The organism is Pseudomonas sp. MWU13-2105 (assembly GCF_023242315.1).
In the GTDB taxonomy this organism is placed as follows: Bacteria; Pseudomonadota; Gammaproteobacteria; order Pseudomonadales; family Pseudomonadaceae; genus Aquipseudomonas.
Genome location: NZ_JALLIY010000002.1, coordinates 89,796 through 106,165, shown reverse-complemented (window position 1 = coordinate 106,165; position 16,370 = coordinate 89,796). Strand labels below are relative to the sequence as shown.

The following is a 16,370-nucleotide window of genomic DNA, read 5'->3' as shown; positions in this document are numbered from 1 at the left end:
GCCTCTCAGGCAAGATCCGCTCTCAAAGGTTAAAGGGCTTTTTCGAAGATCTTCGAATTACGCTGGTAGTTGTACAGCGAAGCCCGCGCGCTCGGCAGCCGCTCCACGCTGCTCGGCTCAAAGCCACGCTCGCGGAACCAGTGCGCGGTACGGGTCGTCAACACGAACAAGGTTTTCAAACCCTGCGCCCGCGCCCGCGCCTCGATCCGCTCCAGCAGTTCATCGCCGCGACCGCCATGGCGATACTCCGGGTTCACCGCCAGGCACGCCAGCTCCCCCGCCTCTGAATCGGCGATCTGATACAACGCCGCACAGGCGATGATCATGCCTTCGCGCTCAACCACGCTGAACTGCTCGATCTCGCGCTCCAGCACTTCCCGCGAACGCCGCACCAGGATGCCCTGCTCTTCCAGCGGGCTGATCAGGTCGAGCAAACCACCGACATCTTCAATGGCCGCCTCGCGCACCAGTTCGAACTGCTCCTGGGCCACCAACGTACCGCCGCCGTCACGGGTAAACAGCTCGGTCAACAGCGCGCCATCCTCGGCATAACTGACGATATGACTGCGCGCCACGCCGCCACGACAGGCCTGAGCCGCCGCATCCAGCAATTCGCCCTGGTAATCGTTGCCCAGGCGCAGCAGATGCGCCGGCACCTGCTGCGGACGCAGCTCGCGGACCAGCTTGCCATTTTCATCGATCAAGCCGTGATCGGCACCGAACAACAGGAGTTTCTCCGCTCCCAGGTCGATGGCGGCACGGGTCGCCACGTCTTCGCAAGCCAGGTTGAAGATTTCCCCGGTAGGCGAGTAACCCAGCGGCGACAGCAAGACAATCGAGCGCTCGTCCAGCAGGCGGTTGATGCCCTTGCGGTCAACCCGGCGAACTTCACCGGTGTGGTGATAGTCGACTCCTTCGAGCACCCCGATCGGCCGCGCCGTGACCAGGTTGCCGCTGGCGACCCGCAACCGCGAACCCTGCATCGGAGAGGCCGCCAGGTCCATCGACAGACGCGCTTCGATGGCGATCCGCAGATGGCCCACGGCATCGATCACGCATTCCAGGGTTGCCGCATCGGTAATCCGCATGCCGTGGTGGTAATGCGGGGTCAGGCCACGCGCCGCCAGGCGGCTTTCAATCTGTGGGCGCGAACCGTGCACCAGCACCAGCCGCACCCCCAGGCTGTGGAGCAGCACCAGGTCGTGGACGATATTGCCGAAGTTGGGGTGTGCGACGCCGTCGCCGGGCAACATGACCACGAAGGTGCAGTCGCGGTGGGCATTGATATAGGGAGACGCATGGCGAAGCCAATTCACGTAATCGGGCATAAACCTGAACCTGTATAAAAAACAGCCAATAAAAAATAGGTGCAACGTCAAAACGCACAACGGGCTGTTGGTTATCGTCGGAACAGGCTTGGCGACACGCGCGCTCTCCTTGGTATCTCGTAAAAAGTCAGTCAGCCGCGCATTTAACTCAAGGTTGCGGCCGGGCTCAAGCAGTAATGTTGAATCAATTCACGCAGTAGATGCACGGTAGGCTGCAAACGTGACATTTCGAGGTATTCCCCCGGCTGATGCGCACAAGCGATGTCGCCGGGGCCCAGGACCAGGGTTTCGCAGCCAAGGCGCTGAAGATAAGGCGCTTCGGTGCCAAATGCCACTGCCTCGGCGCGATGACCGGTGAGTTTTTCGGCAACTTGTACCAGTTCCGTGTCAGCGGCCTGTTCGAATGGCGGCACTTCGGCAAACAGTGGCGCGTAGTCGATCTTCACCTGGTGCCGCTGCGCCAGGGGTTCGAGCTTGGCGCGGATCGCCGCGCGCAGCACGCTCGGGTCCATCCCCGGCAAGGGCCGCAGGTCGAACTCCAGGGAGCATTGGCCGCAGATGCGGTTGGGGTTGTCGCCGCCATGGATGCAGCCGAAGTTCAGGGTTGGCTGCGGCACGCTGAATTGCGGGTTGTTGTACTCGCGCTGCCATTGCCAGCGCAGGCCCTTGAGTTCGCCGATGGCGTCGTGCATGGCTTCCAGGGCGCTATGCCCCAGGCTCGGGTCCGAGGAGTGGCCGCTGCGGCCGAGAATCTCGATACGCTCCATCATCACCCCCTTGTGCAGGCGGATCGGCTTCAGGCCCGTGGGCTCGCCGATAATCGCGGCACGGCCCAGCGGCCGACCGGCCGCGGCCAGGGCCCGGGCGCCGGACATGGAGCTTTCTTCGTCGCAGGTGGCGAGGATCAGTAACGGCTGTTTGAACGGTTGGTCGAGCAAGGGCAGCACGGCCTCAATGGCCAGGGCGAAAAAGCCCTTCATGTCGCAACTGCCCAGGCCGACCCAACGGCCATCGACTTCAGTCAGTTTCAGCGGGTCGGTCTGCCACAGCGCGCCATCGAACGGCACGGTGTCACTGTGTCCGGCCAGCACCAGGCCGCCGGGGCCGCTGCCGAAGCTGGCGAGCAGGTTGAATTTGCCGGGACTGACCTGCTGGATATCGCAGTTGAAGCCCAGGTCGCCGAGCCAGGTTGCCAGCAGGTCGATGACCGGCCGGTTGGACTGATCCAGGCTCGGCTGGGTGCAGCTTACAGACGGGACTGCAATCAGCGCAGCGAATTGATCTTTCATCGACGGCAACGGCATGACGCTGACTCCCGAACTCCAAGGCGAGGCTCATCATAGAGCCATCCGGCAACTGGAATAAACCGTCGCGACGCGTGCCGCCCGCTTGTCCTGTACACTGCACGGCCTAGGCAGCCCCCTTCTCCCCGGCTGCGCTCCCGATCCTGGATTTTCCGGCCATGCAGAAAGAAACCGAAATCAAACTCCGCGTCAGCCGCGAAACCCTCGCCGCCCTGCGCGAGCACCCGCTGCTGAAAAAACGCAACAAAAGTGGCTGGGAACGTCGCGAGCTGACCAATCAGTATTTCGACACCCCCGAACGCGACCTGGCCAAGGCCAAGGTCGCCCTGCGCCTGCGCCGTGACGGCGAAGAAGTGATCCAGACCCTCAAGACCCGTGGCCAGAGCGTTGCCGGCCTGTCGGAACGCAACGAGTACGACTGGCACCTGGCCAAGGCCAAGCTCGATGTGAAAAAACTCGACGGCGAATGCTGGCCCGAGGCATTGGCCGAGCTGGACAAGAAAACCCTGAAGCCGATCTTCACTACCGATTTCGTCCGCGAGCGCGCCGAAATCGCCTGGGGTCGCGGCAAGGCCAAGGTGGTGATCGAAGCCGCGCTGGACCTGGGTTTTGTCATCGCCGGCAAGCAGAAGGAAGAGATCTGCGAGCTGGAACTGGAATTGCGCGAAGGCGAACCGGCGGCACTGCTGGAACTGGCCGCCGAGCTGGCCGAGAAGCTGGCGCTGATGCCGTGCGATATCAGCAAGGCCGAGCGCGGTTATCGCTTGTTCGATGCCAACAGCTATTCGCTGAGCCTGCCGGCCCCGCAGTTGAGCGCCGAGATGCCGCTGGACGATGCGTTCGCCGCCTTGGGCTGGCATTTGCTCGCCAGCAGTCAGCGGCTAGCCGAACAATATCGCTTCAATGGTCACTGGCGTTTGCTGCAGGACTGGGTCGAGCAGTTGATCGAGTTGCGCGCCCTGCTCGGCAGCCTCGGCCAGGCCGCACCACGGCAATCCACCAGCGAACTGCGCAGCGCCCTGGATGCGTTGCTGGAAGACTGGCGTCCGCTGATCAATGCAGGCCTGGAAGACGAAGACGTGCGCAAGGCGGCGCCGGAGCAGTTCCTTGAAGAGCTGGAAGATGTGCGCTGGGGCCTGTTCTCGCTGAACACCTCGCGCTGGCTGCTGGCCCGTAGCTGGACCGCCGAGCGCACCACCCGCGGCAATCGCCAGGGTGCGGCGCAGTTGCAGAACTGGTTGCCACGGCTGCTGGCCGAAGAAGCCACCTCGTTGCAACTGGGACGCTACCAGCAGCAACCGGAAGACCTCGCCGAACAACTGCCGCGTATCGAACGCATCCAGGCCTGGCTGCATCTGGCCCGTGGCGTGCTGGAGTTGCCGGAGCTGGATCGCCTGTTCGGTGAAATGAACAAGCTGGCGCAACTGGCCGAGACAGACATCAGCGATGAAGTGCTGGAGGCCCGGGTGCAGCAGGCACTGACGGTGTTCCAGAGCCGTGCCTGGAAGACCTTGTTGCGTCTGTAACGCCCCAGCGCGGTCCACTGTAGGAGCCGGCTTGCTGGCGATGCGATCAGATAGCCGACATCGTTGTCGCCTGATAAATCGCTATCGCCAGCAAGCCGGCTCCTACAGGTAAACGTGCCACAGCCGTGCGCTGTTCGACATGACACACGCCGAAAATTTCTTGCATCGGTAAATCTGGTCTACATTTGAACCTGATAGATCAATAAAGCACTCTGGATTAACACTAAGTGCCTTCGGTTCTATCGCAAGACGTTCAGGCGACACCTTTAAGAACACCATCGTTTGCCCACCGCCCGGTAGGCATGCAGCACGACGGCATTGTGTGATTAGCCGTATCTGTCCCCTTTCAAGATTTTCTTAGAATGGTACGGATGGGTGCTGTCATGCAGCCTTCAGATGACGACGATGATGTTGCGAACCTGATGGGAAAGTTCGGTGCCAAGGCCGACCGCTATCGGGAAATCGAGGTGGCCCGGGTCTTCGCCGAAACGCCAGCGGCCCCCCCTGCGGCCCCCCAGCCTCCAGCCCCCACGCCTGCCGAACCGACCTCGCCGCCGCTCGTCCAGGGAGATACCGGCACGCCTGAAACAACCGCAGCCCCGTCCCTGCGCACACTGCTCCAGGATCTCGCCCGGCAACGCCAGGCGCAGGCCACGCAACAACCCCAGCCGGCCCTCGCCGCCCAGGTTCCGGGCCGGATCATTGCGGTGGTCTCGACCCGTGGCGGCGTCGGCCGCAGCACCCTGGCCAGTCTCCTGGCCATCCTGCTCAACAGCACTGATCGGCAGGCCATCGTCCTCGAACTCGACCCACAGAATGCGCAATACCATCACCTGGGCACCCGCCCACCCGCACAAGGTATCTGCCAGGCCAGCCTGGAACAGCGCAGCTGGCGCGATCTCGCGCAAACCGGCTACGCCAACACCCGGCTGCTGGCCTTCGGCGAGAACGACCCGCAACAGTTGCAAGCCCTTGAACACCAGCTCGAAGGTGACCCGCACTGGCTGGCCCGCCACCTGAACGAACTGGCCCTCGGCAAGCACGACACACTGATCATCGACACCCCTCCCGGCAGCACGATCTATCAGCAGCAGGCGCTGCACATGGCCGACCTGGTGATTGCCGTCGTCCGGCCCGACGCCGCCTCCCACGCCGCCCTCGAGCGCCTGATCACCGCGATCAAGCCCCACCTGGGCGGTGACAGGCCGGCAAGCTGCTGGTTCGTGATCAACGGCGTGGACAACGCCCACCCCTTGTCCGTGGACATCGCGCAGATCCTCGAGCGCCAACTGAAAACTCAACTGCTCGGAACCATCACCTGGGACGAGGCCATCGCCGAGGCGCTGGCCTATGAATGCAATCCGTTCGAGCAATCCGCAGAATCCCGCGGCTGCCAGGACCTCCTGGCCATCGCCGACAAGCTCCACGATCAGCTGGAGTCAAAGCACCCATGACCTTCGAACGCCGCGTCCAACGCCTGCTCGGCACCGCCCTGCACCACATCCGCCAATGGTCGCAGCCGCTGCGCCTAGGCTTGATCCTGTGCGCCGCGATCCTCTGCGCCGTGGTCCTGGCCGGGGTGATCAGCGCGCCCGCGGACCTGCTCCAGCAAACCCTGTTCGGACTTGCCTGCCTGGTCGCGGTCCTGGTCCTGCGACGCGTCGAAGGCCACCTGCCGATCATCGCCATGATCAGCCTGTCGCTGATTGCCTCGTTGCGCTACATGTACTGGCGCCTGACCGAGACCCTGGAGTTGGAGAACGTCCACGACATGCTGTTCGGCTACACCCTGGTGCTGGCCGAGCTCTATGCGCTGCTGGTGCTGGTGTTCGGTTATGTGCAGACCGCCTGGCCGCTCAAGCGCCGGCCGATCCTGCTCAGCGAAGACCCGGCGCAATGGCCCAGCGTCGATGTGTTCATCACCACCGTCAACGAGTCGCTGGAGATCGTCAAGATCACCGTGTTCGCCGCGCTGCGGATGAACTGGCCGGCGGACAAGCTCAAGGTTTATGTGCTGGATGACGGCCACCGCGAGGAGTTCCGGCTGTTCTGCGAGAGCGTCGGCGCCCACTACCTGACCCGCGACAACAACCTGCACGCCAAGGCCGGCAACTTCAACGCGGCGCTCAAGGTCACCCACGGCGAATATATTGCCGCCTTCGACGCCGACCACGTGCCCTCGCGCTCCTTCCTGCAAATCAGCATGGGCTGGTTCCTCAAGGACCCGAAGCTTGCGATGCTGCAGACCCCCCATGTGTTCTTTTCCCAGGACCCCTTCGAAAAAAACCTCAAGACCTACCAGCAGGTCCCCAACGAAGCCGAGTTGTTCTACGGCCTGGTGCAGGACGGCAACGACCTGTGGAACGCCGCGATGTTCTGCGGCTCCTGCGCCCTGATGCGCCGGGCGCCGCTGGAAGCCGTCGGCGGGATGGATGAAACCACGCTCACCGAAGACGCTCACACTTCGCTGAAACTCAACCGCGCCGGCTACAACACCGCCTACCTGGCCCTGCCGCAAGCCGCCGGCATGGCCACCGAAAACCTCTCGCGGCATATCAATCAGCGGGTGCGCTGGGCCCGCGGCATGACGCAGATTTTCCGCACCGACAACCCCTTGCTCGGCCGCGGCCTGACCCTGGGCCAGCGCATCTGCTACAGCAACGCCATGCTGCACTTCTTCTATGGCTTCCCGCGCCTGGTGTTTCTCACCGCGCCTCTGGCCTACCTGATTTTCGGTGCGCAGATCTTCCATGCCGCGCCGCTGATGGTGGCCGCCTACGCGGCGCCGCACCTGCTGCTGGCCAACCTGACCAATTCGCGCATCCAGGGGCGCTTCCGCCATTCGTACTGGAACGAGGTCTACGAAACGGTGCTGGCCTGGTACATCCTGACGCCGGTGCTGATGGGTATGCTCAGGCCGAAATCCGGGCATTTCAACGTCACCGACAAGGGCGGAGACCTGCACCATGGCTTCTTCGACTGGAAGATGGCCCGGCCTTACATCGTGCTGCTGGTCCTGAATATCGCCGCCGTGGTGTACGGGGTCTACGACTACCTCGGCGCCGATGTCACCACCGATGAAACGGTGCTGCTCAACCAGGTCTGGGCCCTGTACAACGCCCTTATGTGCGCCGCCGCCATCGCGGTCGCCAGCGAAACCCGCCAGGTACGGGCCGCCCCCCGGATCGAGGCGAAACTGCCGGTCGGCCTGCGGCTGGCCGACGGCACCGAGTATCACAGCCACACCCAGGACTTTTCCCAGGGCGGCCTGGGCCTGAAGCTGGCGCCGGGTCAATCGATTCCCCTCGGCACGCCGTTGCGGGTCTCGCTGTTTCGCCACCAGCAGCACTATCACTTCGACGGCAGCGTGGTCTTCAGCCGCGACAATACGGTCGGCATCCGCTTCGACCCGATGACCTTGAGCCAGCAAAGCGACCTGGTCCACCTGACCTTCTCGCGCGCCGACACCTGGGCGCGGAATTGGGGCACCAGCGTACCCGACCCCCCCCTCAAGGCCCTGCGCGCGATCAGTGTCATCGCCGTGCACGGCGTTTCCGAGTTGCTCAAGGCAACCCTCAGATTACCCGGCCAGGCGCTCGAACGGCGGCGCTCTGGCACCTCTTCCTCAGCACCTGCCCTGGACACGCCATGAGCCCGATATTCTCCGCTGGCAGCGATGGACGCTGCATTCGTTACGCCCTCCTGTTGCTGCTCTGCTGCGGTGTCTATCCGGGCTCCGGCAACGCCATGACGCAAACAGACAACCGCAGCAGCCCCGCTGCCGGCACCAGCCAGGCCCCGGTGATCGCCGGTGACAAGAACAGCTACAGCCTGACCTTCAAGCAACTGGGACGCCGCGACCCCTTGTACCTGCGCGGTGTCGAGTCGACCGACAGCGTCGACTTCGGGATTCGCGCCGACCAGGTGGTGACCGGCGTCCAGGTGGTCCTGCATTACGGTTATTCGGCACTGATGCTGCCCGAGCTGTCGCAGATCAACGTGCTGGTCAACGACAGGGTCGCCGTCAGCCTGCCGCTGCCCCGGGAGCAGGCCGGCAAGGACCTGGAGCGGGTGGTCGAGATCCCCGCGCGGCTGATCACCGACTTCAACCGGCTGGACCTGCAACTGATCGGGCACTACACGATGCAGTGTGAAGACCCGTTGCACTCGAGCCTGTGGGCCAGGGTCGGCAACGACAGCCAACTGAATATCCAGTATTCGCCCATCGCCCTGAAAAACGACCTGGCCCTGCTGCCGGTGCCGTTCTTCGACCGCCACGACGCGCGCCCGCTGGTCCTGCCCTTTGTGTTCGACGCAAACCCCAGCCCGGCCAAGCTGGAAGCCGCCGCGGCGATCGCGTCCAAATTCGGAGCCCTGGCCAGCTACCGCACCGCGACCTTTCCCGCCAGCGTCGGGCAGCTGCCGGCCAAGGGCAATGCCATTGTCTTCGTCACCCACCGCGAAACCCTGGCGCTGGGCGAGCCGTCGAGCAATCCGGCCAGCGGCCCCAGCGTGACCATGATGACCAACCCCAACGACCCCTATGGCAAGTTGCTGGTGATCAGCGGGCGCAACGACGCCGAACTGAAGACCGCCGCCATGGCCGTCGCCCTGGGCAGCCAGTCGCTGTCCGGCGCCACCGCGCTGATCGACCACCTCGACCCGCTGCCGGTACGTGTGCCCTATGACGCGCCCAACTGGCTGCCGACCGACCGGCCGGTGAAGCTCGGCGAACTGGTCGAAGCCCGGCAATTGCATGTTTCCGGATACAGCCCCGAGGACATTATCATTCCCCTGCGTCTGCCGCCGGACCTGTTCGAATGGCGCGGACGCGGCGCCCCTCTGCTGCTCAAATACCGTTACACACCACAGCAGTTCTCGACCAACTCGGCGCTGCTGGTACACCTCAACGATCACCTGGTGCGTTCGATGCAATTGCCGTCGATCCCCAATCTCAACGGCGGTCCGGACCTGCTCGAGTGGCTGAAGAAAGACGACAGCCTGCCCCGCGAAGCCAGCATGTACCTGCCCCTGGATATCGCCACCTACGAGTCGCAGCTGCAAATGCGCTACCTGTATGACTATGTCAAACAAGGTGAGTGCCGGGACGTTATCGTCGAAGACATGCGCGGCCAGATCGAAGGCGATTCGACCCTCGACCTGCGCAACCTGGACCACTACACCGCGATGCCCGACCTGGGCAAGTTCCGCGACAGCGGCTTCCCCTTCACCCGCCTGGCCGACCTCTCGGAGACCGCGGTGGTGATGCCCGACACCCAGGAGCCCGCGACCCTCAGCGCCTTCCTTACCGTGCTCGGGCGTTTCGGCGAGTCCACCGGCTATCCGGCCACCGGCCTGCAGGTGATCCAGGCCCGGGACGTCGAGGCCGCCAGCGACAAGGACCTGCTGGTGTTTGCCACCGGCAACGACCAGCCCCTGGTCAAGCAATGGGCCGACGCGTTGCCGGCCCGTAGCGAAGGTAGCCGGCACTTCTTCGACCTCAGCGACCTGGCCTTGCGCATTCACGACTGGTTCAGCCCCGACTCGCAAGCGGCGATCCGCAAGACCCGCGCCGCCCTGGCCTGGTCGGGCAGCGGCACGCCTTACCTGGCGGGCTTCGAGTCGCCGCTCAAAAGCGGTCGCAGTGTGGTGGTGGTCGCCAGCAGCGACCCGGCGCGGCTGACCGAGATAACCGCGGCGCTGATCGGCGGCGACGATTACAAGGACCTGATCCAGGGCCGCCTGGCCGTGATCCAGGACAAGCAGATCACCACCCTCACCGCCGACCAGCCGTACTACGTCGGCCACCTGGGCTGGTTCCGGCACTTGCAGCTGCTGCTGTCGCGGTATCTGAGCGGGATGCTGCTCGCCGCCCTGATCGGCTTCGTGCTGCTCTGCACCTTGATCTTCCTGGGGCTGCGGGCCCAGGCCAAACGGCGGTTGTCGTGAATCCACGGCGCGGGAGAACAGGCATGCGCCACACCCTCACCCTGACGTTACTGTTTGCCCTGGCCAGCCCGGCCCTTCAGGCCCGGGCCGACGATCCGCAGGCGCAACTGATCGAGCAAGGGCGCTACTGGCAGTCGCAGAACAACCCCGACCGGGCCATGGACGCCTGGAACAAGTTGCTGCTGATCGTCCCCGATCAACCGGAAGCGCTCTATGGCCTGGGGCTGAGCAACGTCCAGCTCAAGCGGCCGGAGGAAGCGAGAAAGTACCTTGCCCGTTTGCAGGCACTGGTGCCGCAACCCCGCCAGGCCCAGCAACTCGAACAGGACATTGCCCTGGGCAGCGATGAGCAGACCCGACTGCTGGCCCAGGCCCGGCAACTGGTGGACGCCGACAAATACGACGACGCGGTGAAAGTCTACCGCCAGTTGCTCAACGGTCGGCAGCCCCAGGGCACCCTGGCCCGCGAGTATTACTACCTGCTGGGTTATACCAAGGGCGGCGAACAGGAGGCCCGCGCCGGTCTTGAACGATTGCTGCGCGAACGCCCGGACGACCGCGCCGTGGCGCTGTTCCTGGCCAAGCACATGGTCCGCAACCTCGACACCCGGGCCGAAGGCATCCGCCGCCTGGCGGTCCTCGCCAAGGACAAGGATGTCGGCGGTGACGCCAACGAAACCTGGCGCTTCGCCCTGACCTGGATCGGCCCGCCGGCGCCGACGCAAGTCCCGCTGTTCGAGCAGTTCCTCGCCGCGCACCCGAACGACAAGGAAATCCGCGACCTGATGAACAAGGGCAAGACCCTGGCCCGCAGCAGTGCGGCACCCGCCCGCAAAGTGCCCGCCTGGCAACGCGACCCGCAGGACGCCCAAGGCCTGCAGGCGCTTGAGGGCGGTGACCTGGCCGCCGCCGAGCAGGCGTTTCAAACCCGTCTCAAGGAAAAACCCAACGACCCCGACGCCCTCGGCGGCCTGGGTGTCCTGCGGCAAAAGCAGGAGCGCCTGAACGAGGCCGAAGACCTGCTGCTCAGGTCCACCCAACAGCCCGGCGGACATCCCTGGAAACAGGCACTGGACAACGTCCGCTACTGGCGACTGATGGCCGGCGCGAGCGAGGCGCAAAAGGCCGGACGTGAGGACCAGGCGCGGAACATGATCGAACAGGCCGCCCGGCAGAACCCCGGTCAGCCGGCCAGCCAGGTGGCGCTGGCCAACTTGCAGGCCGAGCGGGGCCAACTGGCCCAGGCCGAGACCAGCTACCGGCGTATCCTCGCCAGTCATCGCGACGATCCCCAGGCCCTGAGCGGGCTGATCGCGGTGCTCTCGCAGCAGGGTAAAGCCGATGAAGCGCTCAAGCTGATCGACTCGATTCCCCCGGCGGACCAGGTCCGCCTGGGCTCCGCCGTCTCCATCCGCTCGTTGCGCGCCACCCAGGTCGCGCGGCTCGCCGAACAGCGCGGCGACCTGCGCGCCGCCGAGCAAGCCTATCGCCAGGCGCTGGTGGACGACCCGGGCAATACCTGGACGCGCTTTGCCCTGGCGCGGATCTACCTGGGACAAGGCCGCAACCAGGCCGCCAAGGACCAGGTCAACGACCTGCTCAAACGCCACCCCGACCAACCCGATGCGCTCTATACCCGGACCTTGCTCTCGGCCCAGTTGGGTGAATGGCAGGACGCCCAGGCCAGCCTCGCACGTATCCCGCCGGCCAGGCGCAGCCGCGAGATGGACGAACTGGGCAAGGAGATCGCCCTGCATGTACAGACCGAAGCCGCCGTCGACAACCTCAGGCGCGGCCAGCGCCAGGAAGCCCAGGCGCTGCTGGCCCGCAGCCAGGCGCTGACCGCCGGCAAGCCGGATCGGGTGGCGATCCTGGCCGCGGCCTATATCGACGCCGGACAGCCGCAACAGGGCGTGGCCCTGATGCGCGACATGGTGGAGCGCTCCCCCACTCCCGCCCCCAAACTGCAACTGCTATACGCCGACATCCTGTTCAAGGCCGACCAGGACAACGATGCCGCGGATATCCTCCGCTCCCTGCAAGGGACGCGGTTCAACGACAGCGATCACCGACACTACGCCGAGCTGGTGAAACTCTATCGCATCAAACAGGCCGACCAGTTGCGCGAGAAAGGCAATCTGGCCGGGGCCTACGACCTGCTCAAGCCGATCCTGAAGCAATACCCCCACGACACCCAGGCGATCTCGGCGCTGGCACGGATGTATGCCGCCAACGGCAATAACGCCAAGGCCATGGCCCTGTACAAACCCCTGTTGCAGAACGACCCGCGCAACGCCGACCTGCAACTGAGCGTGGCCAGCCTGGCCGCCCAGGACCACGACTACACCCAGGCCGACAAGTCCCTCAAGACCTCCCTGGCGCTCAAGCCGGGAGTGCCGAAGGTGCTGACCAGCGCCGCCGCAACCTACCGCGCCATGGGCAAAAGTGCCGAGGCCGCCGAACTGCTGCGCCAGGCCGTGGCCATCGAAAGCGGCCAACGCCGCGACGGCCAGCCCCTCGACCTCCAGGACGACGACAGCGACAACCCGTTCCGCAATCAAACCGGGCAGCCGCGTCGAGGTACCGCCCGTACAGCCGATCCGCTGGCACCGGGCGGCGAGGCTGCCGATACGATGCCACCCGACCCGGCCATGGCCCCGCAGCTCTACAGTGCCTCGGACGCCGTGCCCGACAGCGGCCTGGACAGCGACCCGGCACCGAGCGCCAATCCCTTTGCCCCCGGACGCCGTTCGGACGACCCCGCGCGCCTGAACCAGAGCCCGGCGCAGCTCGCGCTGGACGAAATTCTCCAGGAGCGTAGCGGTTATATCGCCCAGGGCCTGAGCGTGCGCAGCAACAACAATGAATCGGGCCTGAGCAAACTGACCGATGTCGAAGCGCCGTTCGAAGCCAACCTGCCCGCCGGCGACAATCGCGTGGCGCTGCGGGTGACGCCGGTTTCGCTGCATGCCGGCAGCGTCAAGAGCGACAGCCTCACCCGCTTCGGCAGCGGCCTGGCCAGCGGCTCCCCCGGTTCGCAGCAGGCCAACGGCGTGGGTATGGCCGTGGCAGTGGAGAACCCGGAGCACGGCATCAAGGCCGATATCGGCGTCAGCCCGGTGGGCTTCACCTACAACACCGTGATCGGCGGCGTGAGCCTGGACCAGCCGCTGGTGTCCAGCCCCAACATGCACTACAGCATCGCCCTGTCGCGGCGCCCGGTCACCGACAGCGTGACCTCATTCGCCGGCACCGAGGACCGGCGGACCGGCGTGAAGTGGGGTGGAGTGACCGCCAACGGCGGGCGCGCCCAGCTCGGCTATGACGACCAGGAAGTCGGGGTCTATGGCTACGGCGCCCTGCACAAGCTGGTCGGCAACAACGTCGAGTCCAACACCCGCGCCGAACTGGGCGGCGGGATCTACTGGTACCTGGACAACCAGCCCGACGACAAGCTGACCCTGGGCCTGAGCACCTCGGTCCTGTCCTACGAGAACAACCAGGGGTTCTTCACCTACGGCCACGGCGGCTACTTCAGCCCGCAGACGTTCTTCTCCATGGCGGTCCCGGTCACCTGGTCCCAGCGCTCCGACCGCTTCACCTACAAGCTCAGCGGCGCGGTGGGAGTCCAGCATATCGACCAGAAAGGCGCCGACTACTTTCCCGGCCACAGCGCCGAGCAGGCCGCCAACAACCTCACGTATCCGGGCCAGAACAGCACCGGCATCGGCTACAACCTGAATGCGGCGGGCGAATACCGGCTCGGTTCGAATGTGCTGCTCGGCGGTTCGCTGGGGGTGGATAACGCCCAGGATTACCGACAGGTGAGCGCCGAGCTGTACCTGCGTTACCTGTTCGAGAAGATGACCGGGCCCATGGCCTTGCCGGTCAGCCCCTATCGTTCGCCTTACTCCAACTGACTCCAGGGAGCGTGCACTGTGGCAACCTCATCCCTACTGGCGGGCCTGACCATCCTGATCATCGGCGACAGCCACCTGGCCACTCCGGATTTCCTGCTCAACCCGCTGCACGAGGCCCTCAGCCGACAGGGTGCCCAGGTCCACTCCCTGGGGATCTGCGGGGCCAATGCCGGCGACTGGCTCAAGGCCACGCCCAGCCCCTGCGGCGGCGCCGAACGCCGGGGCACGGCCGAAGCCACGGTGCTGGTCGGCGCATCGACCCGCTCGATCGGCGATTTGCTGGACAGCGACAAACCCAACCTCACCCTGATTGTCATGGGCGACACCATGGCCAGCTACGACAAACCGAGTTTCCCCAAGGCCTGGATCTGGAAACAGACCGACAGCCTGGTCAAGGCCATCGCCGCCCACCACACGCCCTGCGTCTGGGTCGGGCCGAACTGGGGCAGCGAAGGCGGCATGTACGGCAAGACCTACGAACGGGTCAAGACAATGTCGGACTTCCTGTCGAAAAACGTCGCGCCGTGTAGCTATATCGACTCGTTGCAGTTCTCCAGCAAGGGCCAATGGGCGACCATTGACGGCCAGCACCTGACCCGCACCGGCTACCAGACCTGGAGCGAGGACATCGTCAAGGCACTGTTGCAGGCACCGGCGCTCAAGGCAGCGGGAAAATGAATCGGATGCGCGCACTGCTGCTGGGCCTGGCGATGCTGATGAGCTTCGCTGCCGCCCACGGCGATACCGCGCTCTATCCCACCGGGCCGAGCCGGGACTCAGGATTCATTCGCTTCGTCAACGCCCTGGACAGCCCCCTCGAGGTGCTTCCGGAGGGCGAACAGACACCTTCGACACTGGCGCCTGCGATCGTCTCGGTATTCTCCGCGGTACCCGCCGACCAACCGATCACGGGCGCGTTGAGCAGTGCCGGCGTCAGCGTGCCGGTCAAGTTGAACCTGGCCCCCGGCGAGTTCGTGACCTTCGTGGTGGTCCCCGGCGACAAGGGCTTTGAACTGCTGACCGTGCGCGAACAACCGAAAGACTTCAATGGCCTCCAGGCGTCGCTGGCGCTGATCAACGCCGACCCCGACTGTACCGGCGGCGGCTTGCGTCGTGCAGGTCGGCAGGAGCAGCCGATTTTCCATGACCTGAACCCCGGTCTGCTGGAGCGACGCGACGTCAACCCGGTCAAGCTGTCCGTGCAAGGTTTCTGCGACGGTACCCTGGTCACCGCGCCCTTGAGCCTGGGCATGCTGGAATCGGGAGAGCGCTACACGGTGCTGCTCCTGTCCCAGAACGGCAAACCGGTCCTGGTGTTCGTCAAGGACATCTTTGCCCAATGAACCCTCAGGCCGGGCGCAATACCGGCAAGCTGGTGGTGGACTTGATCTCGGACAGGGCAACGATGGAGTTGACCTCCTGGATTCCCGGCACCATCGACAGCTTCTCGAAGAAAAACCGCTCATAGGCCTCGATGTCCGCCGTGACGATCCGCAGCAGGAAATCCACCGCGCCCATCAGCACATAACACTCCAGCACTTCCGGGAAACCGCGAATCGCCTCGGTGAACTCGGTGAAATTGGAGCGCCCATGGGCATTGAGTTTGACCTCGGCGAAGATCTGCGTGTTGAGGCCGATTTTCTTGCGGTCCAGCAAGGTCACCTGGGCACGGATCACCCCCTCTTCCTTGAGCCGCTGAATCCGCCGCCAGCAGGGCGACTGGGACAGTCCCACCTGCTCGGCAATCTGCGCGCTGGAAAGCGAGGCGTCTTCTTGCAGCAAGGCCAGGATCCGGCGGTCGTAGGTGTCCAGCTCGCCTTGCATAAAAAACCCCTCTAACTGGCTACTAGCGAATAGATCATGTCTTGATCAGAGCTTATCAGCCCATCATAGATAAGAAATACCCGGCTCGGCGTGTAAAAATTTCTCCAACCTATCCCGTCGCCGCCCCAGGAAATCCACCATGCCTTCTCCCGCAGCCCTCCATGACGCCCCCACCCGTGCCGATGTCTGGGCGGCGGGCAATGCCCACTGCCAGGTGCGCTACCAGGTGCTGGCCGAAGCCGAACCGGACCTGCTCTGCCGCCTGCTGAACCTGTTTGCCCTGCAGTTCCTGACCCCGCGACAGGTCCAGGCGCAACAGGACGACGGACTGCTGGCGATCGATATCGTGCTGGACGGCCTGAGCTGGCACCGCGCCCAGGTCATCGGTGAAAAAATGCGCAACCTGATCAGCGTCTGCTCGGTGGCCCTGCAACCGACCCAAGGCGCACAACTGCACAGCGCACAAGCCGTGGGCTGAAGGTTTTTTGCAAAGAATCGCAATCTTTGTCTTGGTATCGA

At 64.6% G+C, this 16,370-nt stretch carries 11 protein-coding genes; 8 read left to right on the top strand and 3 right to left on the bottom strand.

Features of this window, described 5'->3' with window-relative positions; all coding sequences use genetic code 11:
* Window positions 1–29: 29 nt before the first annotated feature.
* Both argA and argE read right to left on the bottom strand, forming a co-directional pair.
* A complete protein-coding gene (argA, locus tag M5B96_RS03205; protein ID WP_248795046.1) occupies window positions 30–1,328 on the bottom strand; it encodes an amino-acid N-acetyltransferase in 1,299 nt (432 codons plus the stop codon).
* Window positions 1,329–1,471: 143 nt separating this feature from the next.
* Window positions 1,472–2,632 carry an acetylornithine deacetylase gene (gene argE, locus M5B96_RS03200; protein WP_248795045.1) on the bottom strand — a complete coding sequence of 387 codons (1,161 nt, stop codon included), beginning with the start codon at window positions 2,630–2,632 and terminating at the stop codon, window positions 1,472–1,474.
* 158 nt (window positions 2,633–2,790) lie between these two features.
* Here argE and M5B96_RS03195 point away from each other — a divergent pair, with 158 nt between their 5' ends.
* From M5B96_RS03195 to M5B96_RS03165, 7 genes are all read left to right on the top strand, one after another.
* Window positions 2,791–4,158, top strand: a complete 1,368-nt coding sequence (locus M5B96_RS03195; protein ID WP_248795044.1) for an inorganic triphosphatase — start codon at window positions 2,791–2,793, stop codon at window positions 4,156–4,158.
* A gap of 383 nt (window positions 4,159–4,541) precedes the next feature.
* Window positions 4,542–5,612 (top strand): cellulose biosynthesis protein BcsQ, encoded by a 1,071-nt coding sequence (gene bcsQ, locus M5B96_RS03190; RefSeq protein ID WP_248795043.1) that lies wholly within the window; start codon window positions 4,542–4,544, stop codon window positions 5,610–5,612.
* Window positions 5,609–7,810, top strand: coding sequence for a UDP-forming cellulose synthase catalytic subunit (gene bcsA, locus M5B96_RS03185; protein ID WP_248795042.1), 2,202 nt, complete (start codon window positions 5,609–5,611; stop codon window positions 7,808–7,810). The genes bcsQ and bcsA overlap by 4 nt, the downstream gene beginning before the upstream one ends.
* On the top strand, window positions 7,807–10,107 hold the full coding sequence (gene bcsB, locus M5B96_RS03180) for a cellulose biosynthesis cyclic di-GMP-binding regulatory protein BcsB (RefSeq protein ID WP_248795041.1): 2,301 nt from the start codon (window positions 7,807–7,809) through the stop codon (window positions 10,105–10,107). Before bcsA ends, bcsB begins: the two co-directional genes overlap by 4 nt.
* 23 nt (window positions 10,108–10,130) lie before the next feature.
* Window positions 10,131–14,027: a cellulose biosynthesis protein BcsC gene (locus M5B96_RS03175; RefSeq protein WP_248795040.1), complete on the top strand. Its 3,897-nt coding sequence runs from the start codon at window positions 10,131–10,133 to the stop codon at window positions 14,025–14,027.
* 18 nt (window positions 14,028–14,045) lie between these two features.
* Entirely contained in the window at window positions 14,046–14,705 is a 660-nt protein-coding gene (locus M5B96_RS03170; protein ID WP_248795039.1) for an SGNH/GDSL hydrolase family protein, read from the top strand.
* Complete coding sequence (locus tag M5B96_RS03165; protein WP_248795038.1) at window positions 14,702–15,370, top strand: alginate O-acetyltransferase AlgF; 669 nt, start codon at window positions 14,702–14,704, stop codon at window positions 15,368–15,370. The genes M5B96_RS03170 and M5B96_RS03165 overlap by 4 nt, the downstream gene beginning before the upstream one ends.
* A gap of 4 nt (window positions 15,371–15,374) precedes the next feature.
* On the opposite strand, the gene M5B96_RS03160 is transcribed toward M5B96_RS03165, so the two are convergent.
* A complete protein-coding gene (locus M5B96_RS03160; protein WP_103495529.1) occupies window positions 15,375–15,851 on the bottom strand; it encodes an Lrp/AsnC family transcriptional regulator in 477 nt (158 codons plus the stop codon).
* Window positions 15,852–15,990: 139 nt separating this feature from the next.
* On the opposite strand from M5B96_RS03160, the gene M5B96_RS03155 reads away from it, so the two are divergent.
* Window positions 15,991–16,329 (top strand): hypothetical protein, encoded by a 339-nt coding sequence (locus tag M5B96_RS03155; protein ID WP_248795037.1) that lies wholly within the window; start codon window positions 15,991–15,993, stop codon window positions 16,327–16,329.
* Window positions 16,330–16,370 lie beyond the last annotated feature (41 nt).

Coding starts and splice junctions, on each gene's coding strand:
- argA (WP_248795046.1), bottom strand. CDS start 1,328: ATGCCCGATTACGTGAATTGGCTTCGCCATGCGTCTCCCTATATCAAT.
- argE (WP_248795045.1), bottom strand. CDS start 2,632: ATGCCGTTGCCGTCGATGAAAGATCAATTCGCTGCGCTGATTGCAGTC.
- M5B96_RS03195 (WP_248795044.1), top strand. CDS start 2,791: ATGCAGAAAGAAACCGAAATCAAACTCCGCGTCAGCCGCGAAACCCTC.
- bcsQ (WP_248795043.1), top strand. CDS start 4,542: ATGCAGCCTTCAGATGACGACGATGATGTTGCGAACCTGATGGGAAAG.
- bcsA (WP_248795042.1), top strand. CDS start 5,609: ATGACCTTCGAACGCCGCGTCCAACGCCTGCTCGGCACCGCCCTGCAC.
- bcsB (WP_248795041.1), top strand. CDS start 7,807: ATGAGCCCGATATTCTCCGCTGGCAGCGATGGACGCTGCATTCGTTAC.
- M5B96_RS03175 (WP_248795040.1), top strand. CDS start 10,131: ATGCGCCACACCCTCACCCTGACGTTACTGTTTGCCCTGGCCAGCCCG.
- M5B96_RS03165 (WP_248795038.1), top strand. CDS start 14,702: ATGAATCGGATGCGCGCACTGCTGCTGGGCCTGGCGATGCTGATGAGC.
- M5B96_RS03160 (WP_103495529.1), bottom strand. CDS start 15,851: ATGCAAGGCGAGCTGGACACCTACGACCGCCGGATCCTGGCCTTGCTG.
- M5B96_RS03155 (WP_248795037.1), top strand. CDS start 15,991: ATGCCTTCTCCCGCAGCCCTCCATGACGCCCCCACCCGTGCCGATGTC.